This window comes from Nocardia sp. NPDC019219, from assembly GCF_040632645.1.
In the GTDB taxonomy this organism is placed as follows: Bacteria; Actinomycetota; Actinomycetes; order Mycobacteriales; family Mycobacteriaceae; genus Nocardia; species Nocardia sputorum.
Genome location: NZ_JBEYCG010000019.1, coordinates 37296 through 63453, shown reverse-complemented (window position 1 = coordinate 63453; position 26158 = coordinate 37296). Strand labels below are relative to the sequence as shown.

General features: G+C 68.6%; 24 protein-coding genes. 9 read left to right on the top strand and 15 right to left on the bottom strand.

All coding sequences use genetic code 11. The annotated features are described in order from the left end of the window. Positions 1-24: 24 nt before the first annotated feature. The 4 genes from ABZ552_RS28540 to ABZ552_RS28525 all read right to left on the bottom strand — a co-directional run bounded on the left by ABZ552_RS28540 (position 25) and on the right by ABZ552_RS28525 (position 3660). Positions 25-1152, bottom strand: a complete 1128-nt coding sequence (locus tag ABZ552_RS28540) for a thiolase family protein (RefSeq protein WP_357440999.1) — start codon at positions 1150-1152, stop codon at positions 25-27. Further along, on the bottom strand, positions 1149-2270 hold the full coding sequence (locus tag ABZ552_RS28535) for a synthetase (protein WP_357440997.1): 1122 nt from the start codon (positions 2268-2270) through the stop codon (positions 1149-1151). The genes ABZ552_RS28540 and ABZ552_RS28535 overlap by 4 nt, the downstream gene beginning before the upstream one ends. Further along, a complete protein-coding gene (locus ABZ552_RS28530) occupies positions 2263-2847 on the bottom strand; it encodes a biotin transporter BioY (RefSeq protein WP_281873381.1) in 585 nt (194 codons plus the stop codon). The genes ABZ552_RS28535 and ABZ552_RS28530 overlap by 8 nt, the downstream gene beginning before the upstream one ends. Before the next feature lie 114 nt (positions 2848-2961). Continuing rightward, entirely contained in the window at positions 2962-3660 is a 699-nt protein-coding gene (locus tag ABZ552_RS28525) for a CoA pyrophosphatase (protein WP_281918715.1), read from the bottom strand. A gap of 136 nt (positions 3661-3796) precedes the next feature. Here ABZ552_RS28525 and ABZ552_RS28520 point away from each other — a divergent pair, with 136 nt between their 5' ends. Beyond that, positions 3797-5533 carry a DUF3556 domain-containing protein gene (locus ABZ552_RS28520; protein ID WP_357440993.1) on the top strand — a complete coding sequence of 579 codons (1737 nt, stop codon included), beginning with the start codon at positions 3797-3799 and terminating at the stop codon, positions 5531-5533. 149 nt (positions 5534-5682) lie between these two features. Here the strand turns inward: ABZ552_RS28520 and ABZ552_RS28515 are convergent, their stop codons facing one another. From ABZ552_RS28515 to ABZ552_RS28505, 3 genes are all read right to left on the bottom strand, one after another. Beyond that, positions 5683-6513 carry an aminoglycoside adenylyltransferase domain-containing protein gene (locus tag ABZ552_RS28515; RefSeq protein WP_357440990.1) on the bottom strand — a complete coding sequence of 277 codons (831 nt, stop codon included), beginning with the start codon at positions 6511-6513 and terminating at the stop codon, positions 5683-5685. Positions 6514-6557: 44 nt separating this feature from the next. Beyond that, positions 6558-7553 (bottom strand): alpha/beta hydrolase family protein, encoded by a 996-nt coding sequence (locus ABZ552_RS28510; RefSeq protein ID WP_281918719.1) that lies wholly within the window; start codon positions 7551-7553, stop codon positions 6558-6560. Between the two features lie 566 nt (positions 7554-8119). Beyond that, positions 8120-9403, bottom strand: a complete 1284-nt coding sequence (locus ABZ552_RS28505) for an FAD-dependent monooxygenase (protein WP_357440987.1) — start codon at positions 9401-9403, stop codon at positions 8120-8122. 933 nt (positions 9404-10336) lie between these two features. Between ABZ552_RS28505 and ABZ552_RS28500 the strand changes: the two genes are divergently transcribed. Continuing rightward, positions 10337-10669 carry a hypothetical protein gene (locus tag ABZ552_RS28500; RefSeq protein ID WP_357440984.1) on the top strand — a complete coding sequence of 111 codons (333 nt, stop codon included), beginning with the start codon at positions 10337-10339 and terminating at the stop codon, positions 10667-10669. Between the two features lie 352 nt (positions 10670-11021). Continuing rightward, the gene (locus ABZ552_RS28495) at positions 11022-11513 is read left to right on the top strand and encodes a three-helix bundle dimerization domain-containing protein (protein ID WP_357440981.1); all 492 of its coding nucleotides are present in this window, start codon (positions 11022-11024) and stop codon (positions 11511-11513) included. A 45-nt stretch (positions 11514-11558) separates the two neighbouring features. Here the strand turns inward: ABZ552_RS28495 and ABZ552_RS28490 are convergent, their stop codons facing one another. Next, the gene (locus ABZ552_RS28490; protein ID WP_357440979.1) at positions 11559-12809 is read right to left on the bottom strand and encodes a TMEM143 family protein; all 1251 of its coding nucleotides are present in this window, start codon (positions 12807-12809) and stop codon (positions 11559-11561) included. Positions 12810-12918: 109 nt separating this feature from the next. Then, a complete protein-coding gene (locus ABZ552_RS28485; RefSeq protein WP_357440976.1) occupies positions 12919-14151 on the bottom strand; it encodes an erythromycin esterase family protein in 1233 nt (410 codons plus the stop codon). Between the two features lie 237 nt (positions 14152-14388). Between ABZ552_RS28485 and ABZ552_RS28480 the strand changes: the two genes are divergently transcribed. Together ABZ552_RS28480 and ABZ552_RS28475 are read left to right on the top strand one after the other, a co-directional pair. Beyond that, positions 14389-14811 carry a nuclear transport factor 2 family protein gene (locus tag ABZ552_RS28480; RefSeq protein WP_281873392.1) on the top strand — a complete coding sequence of 141 codons (423 nt, stop codon included), beginning with the start codon at positions 14389-14391 and terminating at the stop codon, positions 14809-14811. A gap of 67 nt (positions 14812-14878) precedes the next feature. Further along, on the top strand, positions 14879-15751 hold the full coding sequence (locus ABZ552_RS28475; protein WP_357440973.1) for an alpha/beta hydrolase: 873 nt from the start codon (positions 14879-14881) through the stop codon (positions 15749-15751). 111 nt (positions 15752-15862) lie between these two features. Here ABZ552_RS28475 and ABZ552_RS28470 read toward each other — a convergent pair whose 3' ends face one another. Both ABZ552_RS28470 and ABZ552_RS28465 read right to left on the bottom strand, forming a co-directional pair. Beyond that, complete coding sequence (locus ABZ552_RS28470; protein WP_281873396.1) at positions 15863-16783, bottom strand: hypothetical protein; 921 nt, start codon at positions 16781-16783, stop codon at positions 15863-15865. Then, on the bottom strand, positions 16780-17481 hold the full coding sequence (locus ABZ552_RS28465; protein WP_281918724.1) for a DUF2306 domain-containing protein: 702 nt from the start codon (positions 17479-17481) through the stop codon (positions 16780-16782). The genes ABZ552_RS28470 and ABZ552_RS28465 overlap by 4 nt, the downstream gene beginning before the upstream one ends. 125 nt (positions 17482-17606) lie before the next feature. On the opposite strand from ABZ552_RS28465, the gene ABZ552_RS28460 reads away from it, so the two are divergent. From ABZ552_RS28460 to ABZ552_RS28450, 3 genes are all read left to right on the top strand, one after another. Beyond that, positions 17607-18332, top strand: a complete 726-nt coding sequence (locus ABZ552_RS28460; RefSeq protein WP_357440969.1) for a TetR/AcrR family transcriptional regulator — start codon at positions 17607-17609, stop codon at positions 18330-18332. 94 nt (positions 18333-18426) lie between these two features. Beyond that, positions 18427-19242 carry an NAD(P)H-binding protein gene (locus tag ABZ552_RS28455; RefSeq protein WP_357440966.1) on the top strand — a complete coding sequence of 272 codons (816 nt, stop codon included), beginning with the start codon at positions 18427-18429 and terminating at the stop codon, positions 19240-19242. 170 nt (positions 19243-19412) lie between these two features. After that, the gene (locus tag ABZ552_RS28450; RefSeq protein WP_281873403.1) at positions 19413-19643 is read left to right on the top strand and encodes a hypothetical protein; all 231 of its coding nucleotides are present in this window, start codon (positions 19413-19415) and stop codon (positions 19641-19643) included. Between the two features lie 30 nt (positions 19644-19673). Here ABZ552_RS28450 and ABZ552_RS28445 read toward each other — a convergent pair whose 3' ends face one another. The 4 genes from ABZ552_RS28445 to ABZ552_RS28430 are packed head-to-tail and all read right to left on the bottom strand — an operon-like array spanning position 19674 to position 23829. Next, complete coding sequence (locus ABZ552_RS28445; RefSeq protein WP_281873405.1) at positions 19674-20762, bottom strand: ABC transporter ATP-binding protein; 1089 nt, start codon at positions 20760-20762, stop codon at positions 19674-19676. 13 nt (positions 20763-20775) lie between these two features. Then, entirely contained in the window at positions 20776-21645 is an 870-nt protein-coding gene (locus ABZ552_RS28440) for a carbohydrate ABC transporter permease (protein WP_281873406.1), read from the bottom strand. A gap of 25 nt (positions 21646-21670) precedes the next feature. Beyond that, positions 21671-22516, bottom strand: coding sequence for a sugar ABC transporter permease (locus ABZ552_RS28435; protein WP_281873408.1), 846 nt, complete (start codon positions 22514-22516; stop codon positions 21671-21673). 2 nt (positions 22517-22518) lie between these two features. After that, positions 22519-23829 (bottom strand): extracellular solute-binding protein, encoded by a 1311-nt coding sequence (locus tag ABZ552_RS28430; protein ID WP_357440961.1) that lies wholly within the window; start codon positions 23827-23829, stop codon positions 22519-22521. A 287-nt stretch (positions 23830-24116) separates the two neighbouring features. Here ABZ552_RS28430 and ABZ552_RS28425 point away from each other — a divergent pair, with 287 nt between their 5' ends. Then, positions 24117-26147: an NADPH-dependent 2,4-dienoyl-CoA reductase gene (locus tag ABZ552_RS28425; RefSeq protein WP_357440958.1), complete on the top strand. Its 2031-nt coding sequence runs from the start codon at positions 24117-24119 to the stop codon at positions 26145-26147. Positions 26148-26158: the final 11 nt, after the last annotated feature.

Below are 26158 nucleotides of genomic sequence, written 5' to 3'. Positions count from 1 at the left end.
CACCGCTCACCCGCCGACGCTCGCTCACGACACGCGCTCCACCAGTACGGCGATCCCCTGGCCGCCGCCGATTGCGCAGGCCGCGAGCCCGAGTTCCGGGCCGTCCGCGCGGAGCATCTGGCTTGCCAGCCGCACCAGCAGGATGGCTCCCGACGCACCCCAAGGGTGCCCCATCGCGATGGCACCGCCCTGCGGGCAGATCATGGACTCGTCCAGGCCCAGTTCGTCCGCCACCGCCAGCACCACCGACGCGAACGCCTCGGTGATCTCGACGACGCCCAGGTCGGCTAGGCCGACGCCGGTGCGGCGCAGCAGTTTACGGATCGCGGGAACGGGACCGAGGCCGGGATACGCCGGGTCGGATCCGGCGACCGCGCAGCCGAGGATCCGCAACGCGGGCAGACCGGCGGCCATCGCCTCGGTGGTGACCGCCATGACCGCGGCTCCGTCGGAGATGCCGCAGGAATTTCCCGCGGTGGCGGTGCCGTCGACGCCGAAGCTGGGGCGCAGGCGCGCGAGCCGGGCCGCGGTCATCCCCGCCCGGATGCGTTCGTCCCGGTGCACGTCGCCGATCGGCACGATCTCCGCGGCGAAGTCGGCGGCCGCGGCGCGGGTGTGCGAGCGGGCCGCGTAGGCGTCCTGCCGCTCCCGGCTGATCCCGCGCGCTCGCGCGAGATCGTCGGCGGCCGCGCCCATATCCGGATCGGGAAAGCCGGGTGGCGCGAACGGAGCGCGGGTGTAGCGCACCGGGTCGGCGTCGCCCACGGGCGGCCAGAATCGCCACGGGGCGGTGCTCGCCGATTCGACCCCTCCGGCGAGGACGAGGTCGTCCGCGCCGCCGCGCACGCGCAACGCTGCCTGCATCACCGCGTCGAGGCCCGACCCGCACTGCCGATCCACGGTGACGCCGGGGACGTGCACACCCAGTCCCGCCGCCAACGCGGCGACCCGGGCGGGATCGCCGCCGGGTCCGAGGCAGTTGCCGAGCACCACGTCGTCCACCTCGGCGTCGATGCCGGCGCCGCGCAGCGACGTCAGCACCGCGCGCAGCACGGCAGCGGCCAAGTCGGTGGTGGTCAGGTTCGCGAATCCGTGTCCCGCATTGCCGATCGGCGTGCGGTACGGCGCTACCAGAACAGGGACCGGGCTCATGTCAGCAAGTCTTTCAGCCGCCCCCTGGCCACCTTCCCGGCCGCGGTCCTGGGCAGGGCGGGCAGTGGCACCCAGCGGCGCGGCATCGCCTCCTTGGCCAGCACGCGACGTGCTCGCCCCCGGATCTCGTCGAGACCAGCACCGTGGTCCAATTGCACGGCGGCCGTAACGGTTTCGCCCAACACCGTATGCGGCGAGCCGATCACGGCCACCGCGACGACGCCGTCGAGCGATTCCAGCACGCGTTCCACTTCCTCGGCGACCACCACGGTGCCGCCGACGTTGATCGCGCAGTCACCCCTACCGAGCACGGTCAACTCGCGGCCCGGACCGAGCTCCGCGAGATCGCCGACGCCGAACCAGTCGGGCGCGCCCAGCACACGGTAGGGCGACCGGACGAAGAGCAGTCCGTCGCGCACTTCGGCCTCGACTCCGTCGAGCAGCCGCATCGGCTCGGGTACGCGCCGCGCCGCCACGAGCGAGACCTCCGCGGAGCCGTAGTACTCGACGACGTCGACGCCGGCGGCCGCCGCCAGCGCACCGTCGTCGAGCGCGATGCCCGCGACGATCGCGGTGCGCAGGCGCGGACAGGTCCGCACCACCTCGCGCAGTACCGCGGGCACCGCGTGCACGACGGTCGCGCGCGCGGGGTCGTCGGTGACGCACGCGCCGCGCCACAGCGCGTGCAGCGCGCCGAACAGGTGCATGGTCGCGTGCAGCGGCCCGGTGATCAGCACGCGGTCGGCCGGTGCGACGCCGGTGATCGCGGTGAACGCGGGAAAGCTGTCGTACCAGGAGGCGGCCGTCCGCGCGAGCGGCCGGGGACGACCGGTGGAGCCCGAGGTCGCCACCAGCAGAAACGCCCCGGGCGGGATGCCGGTCCGGTGCGGACGAGCGGCGGGGTCCTCGACGAGGACCGGGATGCCGCGCCGGGCCGCAGCGCAGACGCGGATCAGCGCGTCCGCGACCGTGAGGTCCGACGCGTCGTACACCGCCGCGTCCGGATCGCGGTCGATGCACTGCTCGATCGCGCGGTCGAGGTCACGGTAGGTGTAGCTCCTGCCGCCGACGTCGACGGCAGGCGCGTCGTCCGCGCCGCCGAGTTCGGGACTAGGCACGGATCAGACCGGGGTATGCGCGGTGCACTCCCTTGGCCACCACGCTCGCGACGACGACTTTGAGCAGGTCGCCGGGAATGAACGCCCAGTTGGTGGCGACGGCGGCCCCGACTCCGAGATCGGTGCGCAGCAGCAGGCCCACGGTGCCGAAGAGATAGATGATCACCAGACCGCCGACGGCGTTGATCAGCAAGCCGAGCGCGATCGGGTATTTCGGCAGGACGCGAGCGGTGCACAGGCCGATGAACAGCGCCGCGGGAACCCAGCCGATCAGGTATCCGGCGCTGGGACCCGCCAGCGCCGTCAGGCCGGTGCGGCCGCCGGACAGCAGCGGCAGGCCGATCATCGTCAGCGCCAGGAAGACCAGGACCGCCGCCGTGCCCTTGCGCGCTCCCAGCACCGCACCGGCCAGGATGACACCGAGGGTCTGCACGGTGATCGGCACCCCGCTGAATCCGACGGTGATGGCGCCGGGCAGACCCAGCGCCGCGATCAGCGCCGCGAAGACGGCGATCTGCGCCATGTCCCGCGCCGAAACAGCGACCCTCGGCTTCCGAGAGTTCTCGACACCTTCCACGACAACCCTCCGCATAGAACTTGAACGACGTTCAAGGTAGCAGGCCGAATGCGGTACCGCGCGAGACGGCCTGCCCGGTGCACCGGGCGGCAGACCGCGGCGGTCCCCGGCGACCTAGCGATGGGTCCAATCAGGTTGGGTGAAGTGCGCGACGCGGGCGGCGGAGGGGCTCGTGCCGAGCAGGACGACTTCGCGGAATTGCCACAGCAGCGCGCCGGTCGGCGCGTGAATGGTCATCTTCGGGCCGAGCCGCATCTGCAACAGGCCGGCCGCATCGGCCGGCGCGGCGTCGTCGCGCAACTCCGCCTGCCGCACCGCGTCCTCAGGCCGGACCCAGCGCGGGGTGTCCTCGGCGGCGAGCCGGGCGAGGTCGACGAAGTGGACGGAATGGACCTCGTCCGGGTTCGGCCGCAGCCGCGTGGCGTCGGTCAGCGCCAGGACCAGCGGCGTGATCGCGAAACCGGACGCGGCCGGGAAGTCGTCGAGCGCGCCGAGCAGATCTTCCGGCCGCGCGTGCAGGCCCAGTTCTTCGTGCAGTTCACGCAACGCGGCTCGCTCGGCGGTCTCGCCTTCGTCCAGGCGGCCGCCGGGCAGTCCCCACTGTCCGGCGTTGCGGCCCCGGTAGGCCCGCTTGATCACGATCACCGACAGCGGTCCATCCGGCTGCTCCACCACGCACAGCACGACCGCGGCGCGGCGCGTACCGGGCGCGCCGGCCACTTCGACGCGCGGGAATCCGGCCAGGCGGGAGTGCGCGAGCACGCGGAACTCATCGATGCTCGTGGGCAGCGGCACGCGCTGGGTCGGCTCCATGGCTTCGATCTTGCCCGACCGTCGCCGCCGACGTGCGCCGAGGGAAGTCGTTGACAGCGACTGTCGTACCTGCCACCGTATCGGGAACCTCGGGGCTCCGACCGTGGCCCCGGCGTTCTCGATCGGAGCGTGCTTGATGGGGTTTCTCGAGCCCGACCTGCCGGTGGTCGACATGGCCGAATGGAGCAAAGGCACACGCGGCGAACGCATCCGGCCCATGGCCCGGCACTGGGCCGAGGTGGGCTTCGGGACGCCCGTGGCGCTGCACCTGTTCTACGTCGGGAAGATCTGCCTCTATGTGCTCGGCGGCTGGCTCGTCGTGCTGACCACCGCGGGCATCGACGGATTCACCGACGTCGGAGCCTGGTGGTCGGAGCCGATCGTCTTCCAGAAGATCGTGCTGTACACGCTGCTGTTCGAAGTGGTGGGCCTGGGCTGCGGATTCGGCCCGCTCAACAATCGGTACTTCCCGCCGTTCGGCTCGATCCTGTATTGGTTGCGCCCCAACACCATTCGGCTACCACCATGGCCCGGACGGGTACCGTTCACCACCGGTGACAACCGCACGCCGGTGGACGTCGCCCTGTACGCGGCGCTGCTGGCGATGACGATGGTCACCTTGCTGTCCGACGGCACGGGTCCCATCCCCGAACTGGACACCACCGTAGGATTGCTGCCGCACTGGCAGATCGCCACGATCCTCGGCCTGCTGGCGGTACTCGGCCTGCGCGACAAAGTCATCTTCCTTGCCGCCCGGGGCGAGGTCTACGCCACCCTCGCGGTTGCCTTCCTGCTCCCGGGAGCCGACTCGATCGTCGCCGCGAAGGTCGTCTTCGTCGTCATCTGGATGGGCGCGGCCACGTCGAAACTCAACAAGCACTTCCCGTTCGTGGTTTCCACGATGATGTCCAACAGTCCGGTGTTCCGGCCGAAACCACTCAAGCGCGCGTTCTTCGAACACTTTCCCGACGATCTGCGGCCGGGGCGATTGTCCCGCGTCTTCGCCCACGGCGGCACCGCCATCGAGCTGTGCGTTCCGCCGGTGCTGTTCTTCTCCCACGGTGGGTGGCCGACCGCGACCGCGGCACTGGTGATGGTGTGCTTCCATCTCGCGATCCTGACCGCCATACCCATGGGCGTGCCGTTGGAGTGGAACGTCTTCATGATCTTCGGGATCGCCGCGTTGTTCGTCGCTCACGCCGACCTCGGTCTGGGCAGCGTGCGCAACCCGGTGCCGGTGGCGGTGCTGTTCGTCGTGGTGGCGAGCATCGTGATCGCCGGAAACTTGTTCCCGCGCAAGATCTCCTTCCTGCCCGGCATGCGCTACTACGCCGGAAACTGGGACACCACGATGTGGTGCCTCAAACCCTCTGCCGCGGAGAAGATCGGCAAACACATCGTCGCTATCGCGAGCATGCCGCAGGCGCAACTGGAACGGTTCTACGGCAAGGATCGCGCGCAGATCCCCCTGTATCTCGGATACGCCTTCCGGGCCATGAACACCCACGGCCGCGCGCTGTTCACGCTCGTCCACCGCGCCATGCCGCCCGGTCGCGAACACGAGTACACCATCACCGACGGCGAACGCATCTGCAGCACCGCCATCGGCTGGAACTTCGGCGACGGCCATCTGCACAACGAACAACTCATCGCCGCCATGCACCGGCGCTGCCACTTCGAACCCGGGGAGGTACGCGTGGTGCTCCTCGACGCCCAGCCGATCCACCAGCAGACCCAGCAATACCGCCTCGTCGACGCCGCCACCGGCGAGTTCGAACGCGGAGAAGTGCGCGTCGCCGACATGGTGACCCGCCAGCCCTGGGCCGACGACGTCCCGGTGCGGGTGCACTACAGAGCAGGCGAGCGGGACTAGCACAATCCGGCTTCCGGGGAGCATATGGTTCTCGGCTGTTCAATGCCTTGATGCGCATATCTGAGTAGCAACATGTTTCCTGCGTCATTTATCTGAACCCTGGTCGGGTCTGCATATCCCGCTCAGCGGTGGAGGACCGAAGGTCTTCGTCAGAGGGAGCCCGCATCTCGTCGACGATCACCGGCCGCTGAGCGGTTCGCCGCTTCGCCGACACGGTCCTCCACCCAGGACAGGAAGGCTCGGACGTCTGTGCTGGGCAGCGGAAGTGCCGCCGAGCGGGGGCGCTGGAAGCTGCGCAGCGCCGTTTCGATGAGGGGGCGGAACTCCGTCTCCTGCGCCGCGATCAGTTGTGCTGCGTGGCGTTTGGCCAGCCAGCGGTTCGTTCGGCTGAACGCTGCCGTCCGGCAGCCGTTGAGTACTCGATTGTCGCCGAGATGACCCTCTCCCCCGGCGTGCTCCCGGATCGATGCCTGCAGCGCGGCGTACAGGTCGCGCTGCGACGGGGCTGCCATGACCTCCCGCACGGGCTTGCCGTGCAGGAGACGGCCGGCCTGGTGAGCGATGGAACGATCGATGACATACCAGAAAGCCGAGGATTCCGACGGATCGAAGCTGACCCGGTTCGGCAACAACGGACCGGTGTTGAGGTCCATGAGGTAACCGGCCGCGCCGGACGGTTCGGCGACGAAATCCGCCCCGTACACCACCAGTTCCAGCCCAGCCGCGGGGCAGGCCAGGCCAGGGTGTGCGAGCGCCTCGGCCAGTTCACGCAGTGCCTGTGCGGGCAGTAGCGGGTCGGCGACCATCGCCACGTCGACGTCGCTGCGCCCGTGCCGGTAGTCCCCGAGCGCGATCGACCCCACGGCGAAGACACTGACCAGATGCGGTCCGCAGACCGCGCGGGCGCGTCGCGCGAGAGCGTCGAGGTACGGACGCAAATCAACCGGAAGGGATCGGGAGTCCACCAGCGCGTGGGTCATACGGGCCAGTATCCGCCCACGGCCGTTCCGACCGGCCGCGCGATTCAGTGCGGCAGGCGCAATCCGTCGGCCAGCACCGGCCACGAATTCTTCAGCGCTTCCTGCCAGTAGCCCCACGAATGGGTGCCGGTGGGCTGGAAGTCATAGGTGGCGGGAATGCCGAGCGCGTTCAAGCGGTCCCGCATGTTGTGGGTGCACCAGTTCACCGCCGCCTCGATGACGCCACCGAGCACCAGCTGGTTGAGGTAGCCGCGCGGCCCCGGCTGGGTGTAATCGCCGTTGTAGACGTCGTACATGCCCGGGACGCCGGTTCCGGTGGAGAGGAACAGGCGGATGCCGCGGAGTTGGTCGGCGTGCAGATAGGGGTCGTTCGCGGCCCACATCGGGTCCTCGGGTGGGCCGTACATGTTGTCGGTGTCGCCGCCGCCCCAGCTCTCGACGGCGAGCTTCACGAACTCCCGGCCGATCGGGTCGCTGACTTGCGCGCAACCGCTGTATGCCGCGACCGCCTGATACAGGCCAGGTTTGGCGATAGGCAGTTGCAAGACCGAGGTGCCCGAGGTGGACAGGCCCGCTATGGCGTTCACTCCAGTGGTGCCGAACTCCGCATCGATCAACGGCGGCAGCTCCTCGGTGAGGAACGTCTTCCACTTGTAGACACCGAGTTTCGGATCAGGTGCGCGCCAGTCGGTGTAATAACTCCAGCGCCCGCCCACCGGCTGCACCACGTTCACGTCCTTGCCGGCGAGGAAGCCCAGCACGTCGGTGTTCTTCTGCCAGGTCGCGCTGTCCTGCCCGCCGCCACCACCGTTCAGCAGGTACAGCGTCGGCCGTGGCACCGAACGGTCGGCCGGGCGCAATACCTTCACCATGATGTCCTGGCCCATCGCCGCGGAATGCACCCGTAGCTGCACGGTCCGGTCGCCCTCCGCCCACGACCCGGTGATCGACGCAGCATCTGCCCTCGCGGGCGATGATGCCGTCACCACACCGGTGGTCACGGCGAACACCGCCGCCAGGACGACGAGCGCGCGCCCCATCGAGCGGCATAACAGTCCGGATCCGATGCGTACTCTTGCCGAATCGCCAACAGGCGCAAACGCACGTCCCGGACCGGCGTCGGAACTTCGTTTCATCGCTTGCACTCCTCCAACGTCACGTTCGCCTACCCGGCACCGACTCACCTGCTCGACGCAAGTCCGCCAACGCTAAAACAGAAGAAGGCAGCGTACTTTCCCGGTCCGATGGGTCTGGACACCTCACGAATCGGCCCGGATGCCACTGAGGGCGCAACACAAGCAGAGGCAAGCCCACGCATCCGTTCCTGGATGGATCGCCCCTACATCGAGGCAACCCAGAGTCCTGCTCGATCCGCGCCCCGCGCTCAGCTACCCGTCGGACCCCGCCGAGCGCATCGGCGTCTCGCGCCAGATCCTGTCCACCCCTTCGGCATGCCTGCGAGGGTGCGGTCCGGCCGTCGCGGTCCCCGGAAGCCCGACGCTCGCGCTACGAGCCGACCGGCGCCCGGGTCGGCTGCACCCGCGTCGGCCTGTGTCGAACCATGCCCACCCAAGCCCGGCGGCCTGGTGAAGTCGGCCGCACGCATTCATCGCCGCACCGGCGGCAGCGCCATCGCGAGTTCACCCCGCCGGGCAGCGCGCCACCACCGCTGCCCGGAGTCGATGCCGCGCCGGATCTTCCGGACAGTGGGCACCTGTGTGAGCAGGTGTAGCTGGTACCGCCACGGCACTTGTGGCCCGTGCCGAGCCGCCATCGCATAGGCGAACTGCACGGCGCTTCGGTCGAGATACCGGTCGGCGTGTTCGAACCAGATCATGCTGGTACGGGCGGCGGCCTGGATCGGGCGCAGCGCGGCCCGCCGCTGCGCATCGTAGTTCTCCAGCGCGTCGGCCACCTCCGCATGCTCGTACAGGTTCTGTGCGAGCACGACGGCGTCGACGATCGCCAACCGGGTGCCCGAACCGATGGTGAAGTGCGTCGTGTGCGCCGCATCGCCGAGCAGTACCACGTTGTCGTGATACCAGGTCTTGTTGGTGACTTCGGGAAAGCGGCTCCACCTCGCGGGCTCGCCTCGTGTCTTGCTGATCAAGGAATGACCGTCGAGAAAGCGCGTGAATATGTTCTCCAGAACACGCAAGTTCTCGAGGCTGTCCATGGAATCGAACCCCAGTCCCTGCCACGTCCGCGATTGGCACTCAACGATGCAGGTGCTCATTTTCTCGGCAACCGACGGGTAGGCGTGGAACCAGATCCAACCGGCCGAGGTGTGTTCGAAGGCGAAGGTGAATCGGGTGAAGACCTTGTCCGTGCCGAGCCAGATATATCGATTCGCGCCGAGTGTGACGGACGTGCCGAAGCGGTGGTTACCCAGCTGCCGTACCCGGCTGTTCGCGCCGTCGGAGGCGACGATGAGATCGGTGTCGTCGAAGCCGGACAGATCGTGGACCTCTCGCCCGTGCTGGACATCGACGCCCAAGTCGCTCGACCGCCGGGATAGTACGTCGAGCAATGCCGCGCGCCCCATACTGAACCCGTAGCCCCCGAAATACGCGGTTTGGTCGTCGCGCACATGGATTGCCTGTTCACGCCATAGGACCGACCCAGCACGCACCGCCTGGGCGCTGTCGGGGTCATTCCGATACAAAATGTCGAGCAGGTCGTCCCAGTACACGACGCCCCAGCCATAGGTGGACCCGAGGGGATCACGGTCGATCACCGTGATCTCATGGGCCGGGTCGCGCCGCTTCATCGAAATAGCGAAATACAACCCGGCCGGCCCGCCACCGATACATACGATCTTCATCTCGTCACCAGCTCCAGCCCGGTGGGTCGAACCGGGATCGGTAGTCGACGCGACCGAGCCCGGCACGCTGTGCGTGTCCGGGCTCGGTCACCAGCGCTAGAAGCTGCCCCAGCCACCCCAGCCGGGTGGGTTCCACCAATTCCACCAGCCGGGGTTCCCTCCCCAGCCGTTACCCCAACCGCCGCCGCGACCCCAGCCGTCGCCGCGACCCCAACCCCAACCGCCCCCACGACCCCAACCATCCCCACGACCCCAACCGTCGCCGCCCCAACCGGGGTTGTCGACGAGTTGGGTTGCGGACGTGGGCGTCGTTGCGTGCGCACCAGGCGCTTGCGCCGCGGCTGCGACGACCGGAATCGCGGCAACAGCGGCTATACCGGTGGCGGCCGCCAACCGGGCGAACTTCGTGTGTGAATTCTTTCTCTCGAACATGATAGGGCTCCAGATACAGTCCCGACCTGCCCGAATTCTACGCGTTTTCGTCGAACTCCAGAAGTCGCCGCGTCGACTAATTTATCGTGCTTGCCACATTTCCTACCGCCGCCCGCTCCGAGGATGCCCGCGCACTCCATGGCAGAGGCAGCAGGTGGCGAAGGTAGCCCACGCCGACGGCGGCGGGGTTAATCCTCTAATCCGCAAACTCGGCCCGGACAATCGGTGATACGAAAAACGTCGTCCGGATTTTCGATCGCAGGCCGAGGAATTCATCAGCCGCATTGTGCACACGCAACGGACAGCCCGCCCGGCGTGGCGCATCGACAGCCACGGGGACTACATCTTCGCCGCAGGATCCCAACTCACCGGGATGCCCGTACCGGCGCCTCGACAACGAGCGCCGATTCTGTTGCCGCAGTGGCCGACTGGACCCGCTCAGCCCACCCGCGCCGGGGCTGCCGATTACCACCTCGCATACCCTCCCTCCCGGCAGGACCATCGGACCTTCCGGCCGGGGTCATCGGACCCTAGGCGAGCCACCGGCACCGGGGCGACGCTGGTGTCATGTCCCCTACCAGCGACTTACCCGCAGCGTCCGTGCGCATCGCGCGTTCGTGGCTGACCGCCGCCGCCCGGACCGTCACCGAGCTGCCGACCCGCCTGCGCTCGGCGCTGCCCGGCGCCGACCGGATCGCGGACGCGGACGCCATCACCGAAAGACTCGACGACCTGGAACACCGGGTGCTGTTGCTCGGTGACACCATCGCGGTGCTCACCCGCGGGCTCGAACAGTTGCCGAGCAGTGAGATCGATGACCGACGCCGCGCCGATGCGGCCCAGCAGGCGCACCGCATTCTGATCGCCGAACACCTCACCACCGGATCCGCGCCCCAGTAGCCCTGGCGTCGACGGCTCGCCCGGCGCGTTCGCGGCCACGCACCCAACCGATCGAGCGCGTCGACTTCGCGACAACCACGCCCTGCTTCTCCGGCAGAGCGCGCGAATCCGAATTTCCTTGCCGCCATTGATCGTACCGTCATGCAACGGTACATTGTGGGCGTGACGATTCGGGTAGTCGCGCCGCAGTCGGTTCGTCCGGAAACCTCTCCGGCGCGGGGTTATCCGGGAGTCGCGCAGAGCGGCGGGCAGCACGAGGGAACGTTCCCGCGCCGCCGAGATGTTTCGTCCGGAATCTCACGACGCGTGGTCGGCGCGCTCCGCGCGCACGGCCGTTCACCAGGGACTGAGCATGCAGAACCACGAGGCCATCCAGATCAGATATGTCGTCCGACGACTCGTGCAGTGCCATCCGCGGGTTTCCCCCGATGCCGTGGCATTGGTGGTGCGACGAGCCCACGAGCGCTTCGGGCACGCGTCTGTGCGCGAGTTCGTGCCGTTACTCGTGGAACGCCGCGCGGGTAGAGAACTCTCCGAGACCGGGTGGGAGGAACCGGTGGTGCAGAACCACGCGGAGCGGGCTCAGGCGGAGAAGTTCGTCGACCTGCTCATCGCCGAGGCGGACGAACTGGACTCCTTCATCGCGGCCATGACGCGCACCGGGGCGTCGAGCCAGCTGGAACAGGCCACCGAGTTGCGCAGGCTCCGAAACGAACTGAACGAAGTGCTCCGCTGCATCACTCAGCTACGCCGCCGATTTCCCGGAGTCGCCCCCGGCGGCTCGCTGCCGGCAAAGGAAGCCACCGCCCGCGGTGGCAACGATCCGGTGCCCGCACCCGGCTGAAGGCCTATCCCGCCGCCCGGACAGATCCGGGCCCGGCCACCCGCCTCAACCGGAAGCGACCCCGAGTCGGCTGTCGTCCGGACGGACACGAAACATGTTGTCCCACTTGCCATCCAGCCGCTGTTTCGCTTCGGTCAGCGGCACCGCGCCCAGCGTGCCGTGCTCGTGTTCGATGAGCAGGTCGTATGCGCGGAGCCTGCGAAGCCCGTCGCGGATCCGGAAGTCGAAGGTCGTCCCCCACCACCGACTGAACCAGTCCTCGATCCGCTGATCGAGTTCGGCGGCGGTGAGCGGCCGGTCGGCCGTGCGCAGGAAGTGGTAGGCGAGAACGGCTTCCTTCACCTCCGATTCCTCGGCCGCGCCGAGCAGATGGTGGAACACTCCCGCGTCGTTGTCGAGATTGCGGAAGTAGAGATGCTCCGACAGCGTCTTCATCAACTTGATCTTGCGGTTCTTGAACTTGGAGAACTGCCGCACCAGATAACCGCCGAAGGCCGCCAACCCGGCGCCCAGGGTGATCAGCGTGGCCTGATCCAGCCGTACGGATTCCTCGCGCAGCCCGGCCCAGAACGCCAGCAACAGGACAAGCGGCCCCAGCGAAGCCACCAGCTTGGTGACGACCACGACTATTCCGGAGGCCACTGCCGGCACCCCGATCAGCAGCTTGTCCACCGGTCGCATCCGCACCCGAACGCTCGGATACAACATCTCGAGATCGTTGCTCGGAACGTTCCCGAACAGCTTCAGCAGCACACCGCCGTTGGGTCGATCCGCCACCGCATCCGGGCGCTCGGCGAACGCGACGTACACGAGAACCTTGCTATAGCTGGTGAATTCGACGCTGCGGCGTCGCAGACCGAACAGCCATCGGACCTGTTCGGTACGCTGCGCCACTCCGCGCCGGAAGAACATCGCCGTCTCGATGTCGTCCTCGTCGATCTCCAATCGCACCTTCACCAAGGAGTGCTCGGCGAACGCCCGCTCGATCTCGGTGGCATCGATGCGCGTGAAATCCGCCGCCTCGGCAAGCGCGACCAGTTCCCGCTCCACCCGCGCCCGCGCCGCGGCCCGGTCCTCGGGCGTAGCGGCACGGATCACCCGCTCATCCTCCGCGGGATCGACCACGTGATAGGCGTCGAGCACCGCCTCACCCCGCATATGGAACTCGTGGTGCACCATGGCCGTCAGCAGACGCGCGAACTCGGCGAACGACGCGCGTTCCGCATCGGGAAGCTCGTCGGCACATAGCGAGATCACCGCGCTCTTGCGGAACGGCAGGAAGTGTTCGGCATCCATCGGCAACTCCTCTCGACGGACCGGCCCGTCGGCCCCAACCCTATGGGGCGGATGGGCACGCTCGACGCACCCGCATGCCGCTGCGCCAAGACCCCGGGCTGGGCAGAGGCTACCGCCCGCCGGCGAACGATTGCGTCGGAGTGATGGTTCGGATGCGCAGAACGATGTCGAACCAGTCACCCAGGCCGGCACCGGTGATGTGGTGATCGGTGTCGTGGGTCGGGTCGTAGGTTCCGATGACGAGGCGGAGTTTCCCGGGTCGACGCAGCCACCGCTGAACCGCGCCCGCGGGAGCGGTCCGTAGATCGAGCAGGTAGTTCCTGAGGCCGGGTTGGTCGAGCACGCTGTCGACGAAGTCCGCCGACGGCGCGGGCACGGCGAGCCCGGCGCGGACGCTGCCGTGATGGAAGGTGATCGCGACGGACAGGTAGCCGGATCCGAAGTGTTGTCGCAGCAGGAATCCCGTGCTCGGAAAGCTCTGTGCCATGGCGGCCACGGTGAGCTGTCGCGCGACGGCGGTGTTGGACACCCCTTCCCAGAACACGACCCGCTGTCCGGTGCGGTCGTGCCAGTCCGCGATGCGGCGAGCGGCATCGGCGGACTCGGCGGCGAAGTCACGGCGGCCCGAGGCGGTGCTGTTCGCGTGGTATCGCACGATCAGGCGGGCCGCGTCCAGGACCCCGGGTGCGTCGGCGGCGCCAGGCAACGACTCGACCAGGGTCAGTGCTTCTGCGGCATGGTCGGAGAACGGGCGCCCGGGGTGGGTGCCGTTCGCGCGCTGGATGTGCTCACCCACCTGATGGGCCGTGACGATCGGATCGTAAGCGGAGCGCAGATCTTCGATCCGATGCGGTGCGACCGTTCCGACGAACCGTGCCACGTGCTCGTAGTGCGATGGCTTGGCGGCCTCGGGAACCAAGCCGAACAGGCGCAGCGGATCGTGCGGATGCGCGACGTTGAACCGACGCGCCCACTCCAGGACAGCGAGCGTCTCGGCAGTCCGCCACGGCACCCACGCCTCGCCCAGGATCGCCCGTGGGTCACCGGCACCCGTCCGCGCGTAGTCGTCCATGGCCGCGACGACGGATTCGTCATCCAGCAGGGCGAGCGCCCGGAATCCCAGTGTCTCTACCGACAATCGCAGTAGGCGATGCGCAGTCGCGGACAGTTCGTGCCCGGCGCGGGTGGTTGTTCCGATTCCGACGACGACAGCGTCACCGGCCCGGTCCGCCAACGCCGCCAGCTCCGCGAGCGGCCCGTCGGCACCGACCGGCGCGAGCGGGTGCGCGAAGTCACGGATCCAGCGCGCCGCGTCCGCGGCGTCGTGCGACTCGTGCGACATGATTGCCCTTCGGTGAGCGACCGCCACTCGCCGAACCGGCGTGGGCGTCGGAGACGGTAAACTACCTTTGCAAACAAAGATAGTTTGCTTTGATCGCAAAGGTAATTGAGGGAGCGGCGCGTGTCAACCACAGCCGGACAGGGGAACCGGCTGCGCTCGGACCATGCAGGTTCCTGCAGCGCGGTGTGCAACCTCTGCTCTTCCTCGAACAGTGCGGCGACAGCCATTCTGTGCCGTATGGATCGCCTGGATGTCATCGAAACGTGCACGCGGATGGCGTGGTACGCCGATCTCCGCGAGTGGGACAAGCTCGCGGAGGTGTTCGCCGAGACGGTGACGCTGGACTACACCAGCCTCAACGGAGGCGAGCCGGTCGTACTCACTCCCGCGCGGATCGCGACCGCGTGGCAGCAAGCGCTCGGTGGTTTCGCGGCGACCCAGCACCTGCTCGGCAACCACCTGGTGAGCATCGAGGGCGACAGCGCGGTCTGCACCGCCTCCTTCCAAGCGACCCATCGCAAGTCGGCCCCCTATGGCGCGTCCCTGTGGACGCTGGGCGGTTCCTACCGTTTCGACCTCGTGCGATCCACCGATGGCTGGCGGATCACCGCGGTGGTGATGACGGCGCTATGGGGCGACGGCAACCGAGCGCTGCCGTGAGGGTTCGCGCCGCGGCCGGTGTGCCGGTGGGAGCCGATTGGAAACGCTACGAGGAGAGATCGAGGTTATGAAGGTCGAATTCGACAGTGCCGGAGTGCGACTCGTCGGCAACCTGTACTTGCCACCGGGCCAGGACCCGGCGCCGGGCGTCGCGGTGGCCGGGACCTGGACCAGCGTCAAGGAGTTGATGGCCGACCGGTACGCCGAGCGGCTGGCGGCACACGGTTACGCGGCGCTGTCGTTCGACTTCACCGGCTTCGGCGAATCGGCGGGCGAACCGCGGGACGTCGAATCGCCGGAGCGGAAGGTCCGGGACATCCACAACGCGATGACCTTCCTGGCCGCGCACCCGGCCGTCGACGCCACGCGGCTGGGCGCGCTGGGCATCTGCGCGGCGGCGATGTACATGTCCGCTGACGCGGCGGAAGACGCGCGGGTGAAGTCGCTCGCACTGGTGGCGCCTTGGCTGCACGACGCGGCCATCTGCGCACAGGTCTACGGCGGAACCGAGGCGGTGGCGGCCAGAATCGCGCTCGGCGAGCTGGCGCGGTCACGATTCGAGGAGACGGGTGTGGTCGACTACGTGCCGGTGGTCAGCGCCACCGACGAGCGCGCGGCCATGCCCTACGACATCGACTTCTACCTCAACCCCGCCCGTGGCGGAATACCCGCCTGGCCCAACCGGTTCGCCGTCATGTCCTGGGTCGACTGGCTCACCTACGACGCCATCGCACTGGCGCCGAATATCTCCCAGCCCACGGTGCTCGTGCACAGCGAGCAGGCCGCGATCCCCGACGGTGCGCGCCGCTTCCACGCCGGGCTGGCCGGACCAAAGGACATCGTCTGGACTCCGGGCACCCAATTCGACTTCTACGACCAGGAACCACAGGTCACCATCGCGGTCGAAGCCGTCGCCGCCCACTTCGCCCGGACGCTGTGATCCAGCGGGACACTCGCTTGGGCGCGGCAAGATGATGGACATTCGCCGATTCGAGTCGGTGTTCGTGGCGGTCGCGGAAGGCAAGCTGGTCGGATATCCGACAGGCTGAGGTCAGAGCCAGTTGCGTTCCTTGGCCAGCAGGGCGGCCTGGAATCGGGTACGTGCGCCGAGCCGGTCCATCAGGTCGGCGACATGGGCGCGGAACTTGCGCACCGAGACATTGAGCGCACGCGCCGCCGATTCGTCGGTGTCGTAGCGGGTCAGCGCCCGCAGGACCCGCCGCTCGTCGGGTGAGACCGGGAGTTGGTCCAGGTCGCGGGCGCGGTCCCAGATGCCGTCGAAGACCTCCGCGAGTATCCGGACCACACCGGTACGCCGGATCTGGAGCACACCCGTCTCCGGTGCGGAGAGATCGGCCGGCACGAAGGCGACCGACCGGTTGACCAGGGTCAGCGGCCAGACCGGTTCCGCCGTCACCCGGTGCAGCTCGCCGAGCGCATGCTGTCGGCTCGCGTGGGCCGCCTGCCGGGGATCGTCCAACGCGTGCGCGGGAAATACGGTGCGACTGCGCAGCCCGGCGATCAGTAGGCGGCCGTGCCGGACGGAGGCGAGCCGCGATTCGTCGTGCAGCACGTCGGTCCGCAGCGCCGAGAATTCGCCGGGACGATCCGTCAGCAGTGCGTTGATGCGCCGCGCGGTCTCCGGCCCGTTCGACAGCAGCTCGATCAAGCCCGCGGGCCGGCCGGTGCGCTGTTCCTCGCTCAGTTCACGCACCGCGTCCCAGGCGGCGGCGATGCCCTCGAACTGTTTCTGCGCCTGTGTGATCCGCCGCCGCACCAGAAGATCCACCGCGGCCGCCGGTGGCACCGCGGACAGGTTCTCGTCCACCAGGCCCAGCAGACGCAGTTCGGTGAGCACGGGCCCGACTGCGCCCGCCCCGCCCGCGCGCGAGGAGACGCTGGGCCGGGTGCGCAGCAGCTCCCGGTAGACGCGCTCCTGTTCGGCGGTCAGCCCTAGTCCGGTCAGGCTCATGCTCGGCGCCCGCCGGTGGAGACGAGTTCCGCGCGCCGGGGCGAACGTCCGCGTTCGAGCCACGCTTCGGCGATCAGCAGCGCGAGGGTCCATCCCAGCCAGGTGCCGATGCCGGCGATGGTCTGCGTCAGCAGTGTCTCGTCGCCGTGGAAGGACGTCTCCAGTCGCGGGCTCAGCACAAGCAGCAGGACTCCACCGAGCAGCCGGTTGAGCACGATCGACAAGGTCAGCGCGAAACTGCGGATCATCCAGCGGCGATGCTCGGCGAAGCGGCGGCGTCGCGCCATGCGCCAGCCGATGAGCGTGGTGATCAGCCACAAGGCCGCCAGCATGACGTTGCTGACGCGCGCGACGGGACCGAACGGACTGGTCGCCCCGACCACCAATCCGGCGAGCCCGGCGGGCAGCACGCCGGCGAAGACATACCAGCGGCCCAGCCGCCGATGGGCCGCCGGATGCCTGCGGCGGAACCACGGCCACACTTGGAAACCGCAGACCAGGATGGCGACCGAGCCGCAGATCACGTGCACGACCAGCATCGGATAATGCGGGGCGAACCCCGGGTCCGGTACCCGCGACCGGGCCGGATCCAACGTGAGATACGGCGGCAGAGAGAAGGCGACGAACGCGAACGTGAGCACCAGCAGTGGCCCCACCCAGGGGCGCTGCCACCACCGTGGTCGATTCGGCTCGGACACGACGGAATTCGAAGGTCTGGCAGGAACTGCCATGGTGAACCACCCCGGACATCGGAGACGACGTAGTACTGCGTATCATATACGCATTGCGTAGGCGATACGCAATTAGATCGCTAGGAGCGAACATGGCTGACGAACTGCCGCCGGTGGCGCAGCTGCTGTGGGCCGGCGGCCGGCGGTCCGGTCGCGGCCCCCGGCCGGCACTGAGCCTGGACCGGATCGTCGGCGCGGCCATGGCCGTCGCGGACGCGGACGGCATCGGCGCGCTGTCGATGCAGCGGGTGGCCAAGGAGCTGGGCGCGGCCACCATGTCGCTGTACAGACACGTGCCGGGCAAGGACGAACTCGTCGCCCTGATGCTCGACGCGACCATGTCCGAACCGCCCGACCTGCCGCGCGGCGACTGGCGCGCGGCGCTGGAACTCTGGGCGCGCCGTACCCGTGAGCTGTACCTCCGTCACCCGTGGGTGCTGGCGGTCGGCACGAGCAATCGCTGCATGGGCCCGAACGAGGCCGCGTGGGGCGAGGCCGCGATGAGTGCGTTGATCGAGGCCGGGCTCCCACCGCACGGCATCTTCGAGATCACCCTGTCCATCAACGCTTTCGTCGGCGGCGCCGCCCGTCTGGCGATCGATCCGACCCGAGGACGCGACGCGGCCGGGCACATCGGCCCGATCCTCGACCCGGCGATGATCCACCGGTACGGGCAGCCCGAGCGCTACCCGGCCATGCTGGCCATGCTCGCCGCAGGTCCCCCCGACCACCGGGACACCGGCGATGTCGCGGAAGGCGTCTTCGAGTTCGGGCTGAGCAAACTACTCGACGGCATCGCCGCACATCTCACGGGGTGATTTCCCGCCGGCCGAAGGGCAGCGGCTGCACAGTGTGCTGCAGGAAGCTGCAATGGCCGGGCCAAACCGGCCGAGTACTGCAAAGATCGGCGAAATGATCCTCGTGACAGGAGCGACCGGCAATGTCGGCGCGGAAGTTGTGCAGGCCCTGGCCACAACGGGAGAACCGGTGCGCGCGCTGGTGCGCGATCCCGAGCACGCCGTCGTGCCACGAGGCGTGACAGCCGTGCCGGGCGATCTCACCTCACCCGATAGCCTGAGTTTCGACGGGGTGCGCGCGGTGTTCCTGCTGCCGGGTTATCCGGGGGTCGCCCAGGCGGCCGCGAAGGCGGGCGTCGAGCACATCGTGCAGCTCTCCGGCGTTTCCGCGGGTACCGGGGACACCTCCAACGCCATCACCCGCTACATGATGGCCTCCGAGCAGGAGACCACCGAAAGCGGTGTGGCCTGGACGATTCTGCGCCCGTGCGCCTTCGCCTCCAACGCTCTGCGCTGGCTTCCCCAGCTTCGCGACGGAGACGTGATTCGCGCACCGTTCCCCGAGGTGCGCACGGCCGCTCTCGATCCGCAGGACCTCGGCGCGGTGGCCGCCGCCGTCCTGCGTGACAACGGCCGGCACGGCGAAATCCTCTGGCCTACCGGGCCGGAGCCGCTCACGCCCGCCGAGCAGGTGGCGATCCTGGCCGAGGCCACCGGCCGCGACCTGACCTGCCAGGGCCTCACCGACGAGGAGGCCCGCGCCGACATGCTCCGGACCACTCCCGTCGAGTACGTGGACGCCTTCTTCGACTTCTACGTGCACGGGGCGATCGACGAATCCATCGTCCGCCCGACGGTGGAAGAGATCATCGGCCGCGCGCCGCGCACCTTCGGGCAGTGGGCCACCGCGCACGCGGACGCCTTCCGCTGACGCCCAGCGCCGCGGACAGCCGGTGACGACGTCGCCACCGCTGTCCGCGCCGGTCGGCGTAACTATCTGGAAACCCGGCATTTCGCTGCCCGCAACCCCGCATTACGATGCTCGTCCACCCTGTTGACGATTCTTACCGGCAGAGTCGCCTACCAGAAAGAACGTGCGCAATGCGCAGTATGCAGGACCGTCTGGACGAGGTTCTCGAAGAATTGCAGCAGCTCGATCGCGCCGCCGACCTCGTCGTGATCGACCGGATCCGATGGCGGGTGGAACGACTCGAGGACGAGTTGCAGATCCAGGTCGCCGATCACACCCGCCGCTTCGAGTTGTTCGCGGTCATCCGGCAGGCGCGAGCGCTGATCGATGACGCGCAATTGCGCGCCGAACGCAGCCGGTAGGCAGCCGCGATCGGCGCGGGAGTCCCGCGATCAGTCGACCGGCAAGAGCAATCCGGTCTCCGGGTCGTACCAGCGGCATGCCGCGGGCGGCAGGTACAGACTCGCGGCCTCGCCCTCGGCGGCGCGGAATCCGGGTGGCGCTTGCACTTTCACCGTCTGCCCGCTGACGCGGGTGGTGAGCAGGGTGGACGAGCCGAGCGGCTCGAGCACTTCGAGTTCGCACCGCACGGTCGCGTCCGCGGGTCCCCGCTCCACCACGATGGCCTCGGGGCGGATGCCGAGCCGGATCGTGCGGCCCGCGAAGGATGACAGTGCCTCCGGCACGGCGAGCGATTGCCCGCCCAGGTCGATGCGCGGCCCGCTCGCTCCAGCGGAAACCGGGCCGGTGAGGAAGTTCATCGGTGGACTGCCGAGGAACCCGCCGACGAATTCCGTCGCCGGGTCGTCGTAGACCTCGGTGGGCGGGCCGCACTGGACGATCGCCCCGTCACGCAGCACGGCTACCCGGTCGCCCAGCGACAGCGCCTCGACCTGGTCGTGGGTGACGTAGATGGTCGTGGTGCCGAGTTCCGCGACGAGTTTTTTCAGCTCGGCCCGGAACGACAGCCGCAGCAGCGCGTCCAGGTTGGACAGCGGCTCGTCCATGAGCAGCACGTCGGCGTCCATCACGATCGCCCGCGCCACCGCGACGCGCTGGCGCTGCCCGCCCGACAACCGCGCCGGATACCGGTCCAGATACGGCGTCAGCTGCAACAACTCCGCCGCCCAGGCGACTTTGCGACGGATCTCGTCGGACGGCACGCCGTGCACGCGCAGGCCGAAGCCGATGTTGTCGGCGACCTTCTTGTTGGGGAACACCGCGTAGGACTGGAACACCATCGACAGGTTGCGCCGTCGCGGCTCCAGATAGGTGACGTCCTTGCCGCCGATCACGATCTGTCCCGAGTCGGGTAGTTCCAATCCGGCGATCATGCGCAGCAGGGTCGTCTTGCCGCAGCCCGACGGCCCGAGCAGCACCATGAACTCGCCGTCGGCGATCTCCAGCGACACCTCGTCGGTGGCACGCGCCGTGCCGCCGGGATAGGTCTTCACCAGATCCCGGACCACCACCTCAGCCATCAGCCAACCCCTGTCATCGCAGCGTCGTCCCCCACATGTTCACCAGGTAGCGCCGCATCACGAAGATGAACGCCAGCGCCGGGATGATCAACGCGAAACCGCCGGCGAAGCGGTAGGCGGTCGACGCCTCGTCCAGCGCCGTCAGCACCTGCGCGGGCAGAGTGCGGTGCCCGAGGGTCACGATCGTCGCGCCGAGGATCTCGTTCCAGGACAGGACGAAGGTGAAGATCGACGACGCGGCCAGCCCCGGCAGCGCGAGCGGCACCACGACCCGGCGCGCGGCCTGCCATCGACCGCACCCGAAGACCCGCGCCGCCTCCTCCAGATCGGGCGGCACCGCGACGAAGATGCTCGCGGTGATGAGCACGGTGGTCGGCAACGCGAGTGTGGTGTGCACCAGCGTCACGGCGAAAACCGTGTCGTACACGTCGATGCGCAGGAACATCGTGGCCAGCGGCACCGAGAGCACCACGATCGGCAAGGCCCGGACGAACAGGATGAAGACCTGATAGGTGTCCTTGCCGCGAAAAGCGTGCCGGGCCAGCGCATATCCCGCGGGCGCACCGATCACCAGGGACCAGAACACCGTGTAGAGGCCGACCAGCACCGAGTTGCCCAGTGCCGCGACGGTCCCCGTGGCGCGGAAGAAAGCGACCAAGGTCTCGGTGGAGAACTCCTTCGGCACGAGCGGCTTCGGGAACTCGTTGAGCGCTTCCCTCGAGGACACCGCGGCGAGTCCGATGAGAACGATCGGCAGCGCCATGAACAGGCTCACGGCAATGCAGGCGAGCTGCACCCACACGGCGCGCCTGCGGCGCCTGCGCAGCGGTGCGCGATCGATCGGCGGCAGCACGCGCTGCGCGGGCGCGTCGGTTCGGTTCATCGCGCTCCTCGCCTCCTGCGATGGCTCATCGGGCCTGCTCCGGCTGCCGGACCGCCCGCAGGTAGAACACGGCGGTGGCGAGCGAGATCGCCAGCACGATCAGCGAGACGGCGCTGGCGACCGCCGGGTTCTGCAGATTCGCGTACCACTCGTAGGTCTCGCCGACCAGCAGCGGGAAGTCCCGTCCGGTCAATGCCTGCGCTACGGCGAAAGCCTGCAACGCGAGGATCGTCCGCAGGATCAGCGCCACCTGCAGGCTGGGCCCCAGCAGCGGCAGCGTCACGTGCCGCAGCCGCTGCCAGAGATTCGCGCCGAACACCTGCGCGGCCTCGTCGTAGTCGCGCGGGATCATCTGCACGCCCGCCACCACGATCACGAACACCAGCGAGGTCGCGCGCCAGATCTCGGCGACCACCACGGCGAGCAGCATCGTGCCCGGGTTCTGATAGCCGAGCCACTGCACGCCGTCGTCGGAGAGCCCGAGGCCGACCAGCAGGGAGTTCAGATAGCCGCGGTTGTCGAAGATGGCCAGCCAGACCAGCCCCGCGGCCAGTTCGGAGATCGCCAGCGGCAGGCACCACAGGTAGAAGTGGCCGCCGGCGAACCGCGGCCGGGCCTGCATGAGCAGCGCCATGCCGACGGCGAGGACGAGCTGGACCGGTACGACGATCACGATCAGCAGCAGCGTGTTGCGCAGGGCGGTGAAGAGGTACGGATCGTCGAACAGCCGGTCCCAGTGGGCGAGGGTGAATCCGTCGTCGCCGCGGAACGCCGCGAGCACGCCCTGTACGAGCGGCCAGCCGAACAGCGCCGTCAGCAGGACGATCGAAGGCAGCAGCAGGATCCACGGGGAGCGCGGTCTCGACCTCACGGCTATCCCACCCGGCAGAGGTCGGCGGCCGGGTCGGGAGCCCAGCACGGCACTTTCAGGTCGTCGAGGATGCCTTGCAGCACCCGCGCCTGCTGGTCCAGCGTGGCGCGAATATCGGCCCGGTCGAGCACGATCGAGCGGAAGCTGTCTTTGAAGACCTTGCTCACCTCCCCTTCTCGCTGGCCGAGCCCCACCGGCGGCAGAGAGAGGATGGCGCCGGGCGCCTCCTGCTGCCTGCGCACCGCGTCGGCCTCGAGCCGGATGGCCGGCGGCAGGTCGTCCGGGATCGCCGTGTCGATCGCGGGGAAGAACCCGTTGGAACGCAGCAGCCGCAGCTGGGTTTCCGGGCGGGTGAGCGTGCTGATCGTGCGCTGCGCCAGTTCGGGATCCGGACCGCCCTTCGGAAGCGCGAGCCCGGCGAGCACAGCCATGTAGCCGAGGCCGTGCGAGCCGCGCGGCGCCGGAAGCATCCGCCAGTTCCGCGGGTCGCGCTCGGGCGCGTGGACCAGGCGCACGACGTGGTCCCACGCCAGACGCGCTTCGCCGCTGTCGAGCGGCTCCTGCATGAAGTCGAAGTTCGTGCTCGACGGCGCGCAGTTCGCCCACAGCTCACGCAGATACTGCCACGCCGTCACGGCCTCGTTCGAGCGGAAGGTGGTGATCTGGCCGCCGGTGAACGAGGGCAGCAGGAAGCCCTGCACGAACCGGTGCAGCAGACCCTTGGGACCAGCGGGCAGGCCCAGCACGGGGCGATTGCCATTGGCGCGGCGCGCGGCGATCGCCCAGTCGAGGAACTGGTCATAGGACAGCGACGCGGCGTCGACGCCGGGCGGCAGATGCTCGAGCGCCTCCGCGTGTGCCGCGAGGACGTAACTCGCGGTGGCCCATGGGATATACCACGTGCGGTCGGTGCCCACCCTGGCCAGTTCCAGATAGGCGGCGGGCCAGCCACGGGAACCGAGGTCGGCGAGCAGGCCGGTGAGGTCCTGCAAGTAGCCGTCGGCGAGCGGCGCGAGGTCGCCGTGCAGGCCGCCGAGCAGGCCGATCCGGGTCGCGCCCGCGTCGACCTGGCTGCGCACCTGGCTCGCGAACGGGCTCTCCTCGATGGTCACGTAGCCGACGCCGGGTGCGGCGGCGGCGAGCAGGCCACGGAACCGCTCGGCCTCGTCGGCGGGACGGAACTGCGTGGACAGGAAGACCATGCCGCCGTTGCCGCTGGTGGCGAATCCGGTGCAGGCCGCGGCGGAAAGGGCCGCCGCGCCGGAGCCCACCGCACGCAAGAAGGACCTGCGCGTCGAACCGGATACCAGCATGCATGGCTCCTGTTCGCGCACAATGTGTTTCACATTCTGGTAAGGCTGGTCAACCTAGGTGTGCCGAGGAAGATTGTCAATACTCGTCATCCCGGTGCTGGGAACGACGCGGCTCGATCGCCGGAGCGGGGGCTGTTCGCGAAACCGGCGGCGAGGCCGGTCCCGGGAGGTGCGAGTTGCCGGCTTGTCGCCCCTGGCCCAGAGCGCTGCCGGCTTCAGCCGTGCACCGCTGATGGCATGGGCCGCCAGCGATTGCGGAGGCGGGTAGCTGCCGTTAGGTTCATCCCATGAGTTCCGCCTTTCCTCATTTGCTGTCGCCGATCGAACTGGGGAGGGTGCGACTGCGCAACCGAGTCGTGATGGGCTCCATGCACACCGGCCTCGAAGACCGGGCCTGGCACATCGACCGGCTGGCCGCGTTCTTCGCCGAACGCGCACGCGGCGGGGTGGGGCTGATCGTCACCGGCGGATACTCCCCCAGCCGCGACGGATGGCTGTGGCCGTTCGCGTGCGCCATGCTGGACGAGACCGACGCGGAGCGGCATCGCGTGATCACCCAGGCCGTCCACGAGGCGGGCGGCAAGATCGCCCTGCAGATCCTGCACGGGGGACGCGATTCGAACATCCCCACCAATCTGGCTCCCTCGGCGGTGGCGTCGCCGCTCACCGCGTTCGAGCCGCGTGCGTTCACCGAGCAGGAGATCGAGACCACGATCGCCGATCACGTGCGCTGCGCGCGGCTGGCGCGGCTGGCCGGTTACGACGGTGTCGAGATCATGGGCGGCGAAGGGTTCCTGATCAACCAGTTCCTCGCGCCGCGCACCAACACCCGCACCGATCGCTGGGGCGGATCGGCGGCGAACCGGCGGCGGTTCCCGGTCGAGGTCGCCGCCCGGACCAGGGCCGCCGTCGGGGACGACCTGCTCATCATGTTCCGGATGTCGCTGGCCGAATTCGTCGAGGACGGGCAGACCTACGCGGAGATCATCGATCTGGCCAAGGAATTGGAAGCCGCCGGGGTGGACGTCATCAACACCGATATCGGCTGGCACGAGTCGCGGGTGCCGACGATCGTCACCTCGGTGCCACGGGCCGCGTTCGTCGGATACACCGCGGCGCTCAAAGAGCACATCTCGATTCCGGTGTGCGCGTCGAACCGGATCAACATGCCCGAGGTCGCCGAACAGATCCTGGAGCGCGGTGAAGCCGACCTCATCTCGCTGGCGCGGCCCTTGCTGGCCGATCCGGAGTGGGTGAACAAGGCCGCCGGATCCCGCGTGGACGAGATCAACACCTGCATCGCCTGCAACCAAGCCTGCCTGGACCACACCTTCACCCGGCAGACGGTGTCCTGCCTGGTGAACCCCCGCGCGTGCCACGAGACGCTGCTGCGACTGCTGCCCACCAGACGGGCCAAGCGGGTGGCGGTCGTCGGCGCCGGTCCGGCCGGGCTGTCGGCCGCGATCGGGCTGGCCGAGCGCGGGCACCGGGTGGAGCTCTTCGAAGCCGAGGATCGGATCGGCGGTCAGTTCGACCTCGCCCGCCGCATTCCCGGCAAGGAGGAGTTCGACGAGACGATCCGGTACTACCGGCGCAAGCTGGAACTCACCGGCGTCACCGTCCATTTGAACGCCCGCGTCACCGCCGCACAGCTCGCGGCCGGCGACTGGGACGACGTGGTGCTGGCCACCGGCGTGCGTCCCCGCGTGCCCGACATCCCGGGAATCGATCACCCGATGGTGCTGTCGTATCCGGAACTGATCCGGCGGGAGAGGCCCGTCGGGGACCGGGTGGCCGTCATCGGCGCGGGCGGAATCGGATTCGACGTAGGCGAATTCCTCACCGCGGGTCATCAGGGGACGCTCCCGCTCGATCAATGGCGCGACGAGTGGGGTGTCACCGACGACATCCACGCTCCCGGCCAGTTGCGGACCCGCAGGCCCGCCCCCGGAATCCGGGAAGTCACCCTGTTGCAACGCAAGTCGGGGCCCTTCGGACTGACTCTGGGGAAGACGACCGGCTGGATCCATCGCGCCGCCCTGGAGGCACGCGGTGTCGAGCAGATCGGCGGAGTCAACTATGAGCGGATCGACGATCGCGGCCTGCACATCAGCTTCGGCCCGCAACGGCAGGGCCGCCGGGTGATCGAAGTCGACAACGTCGTGGTGTGCGCGGGCCAGGAATCGGTTCGCGACCTAGGCGACCAGCTCGAATCCCTGGGCGTGCGCGTGCATGTCATCGGCGGAGCGGACGAGGCGAAGGAACTCGACGCCAAACGCGCCATCCAGCAGGGCACCCAGCTGGCCGCGGAACTCTGATCCCGGACAAC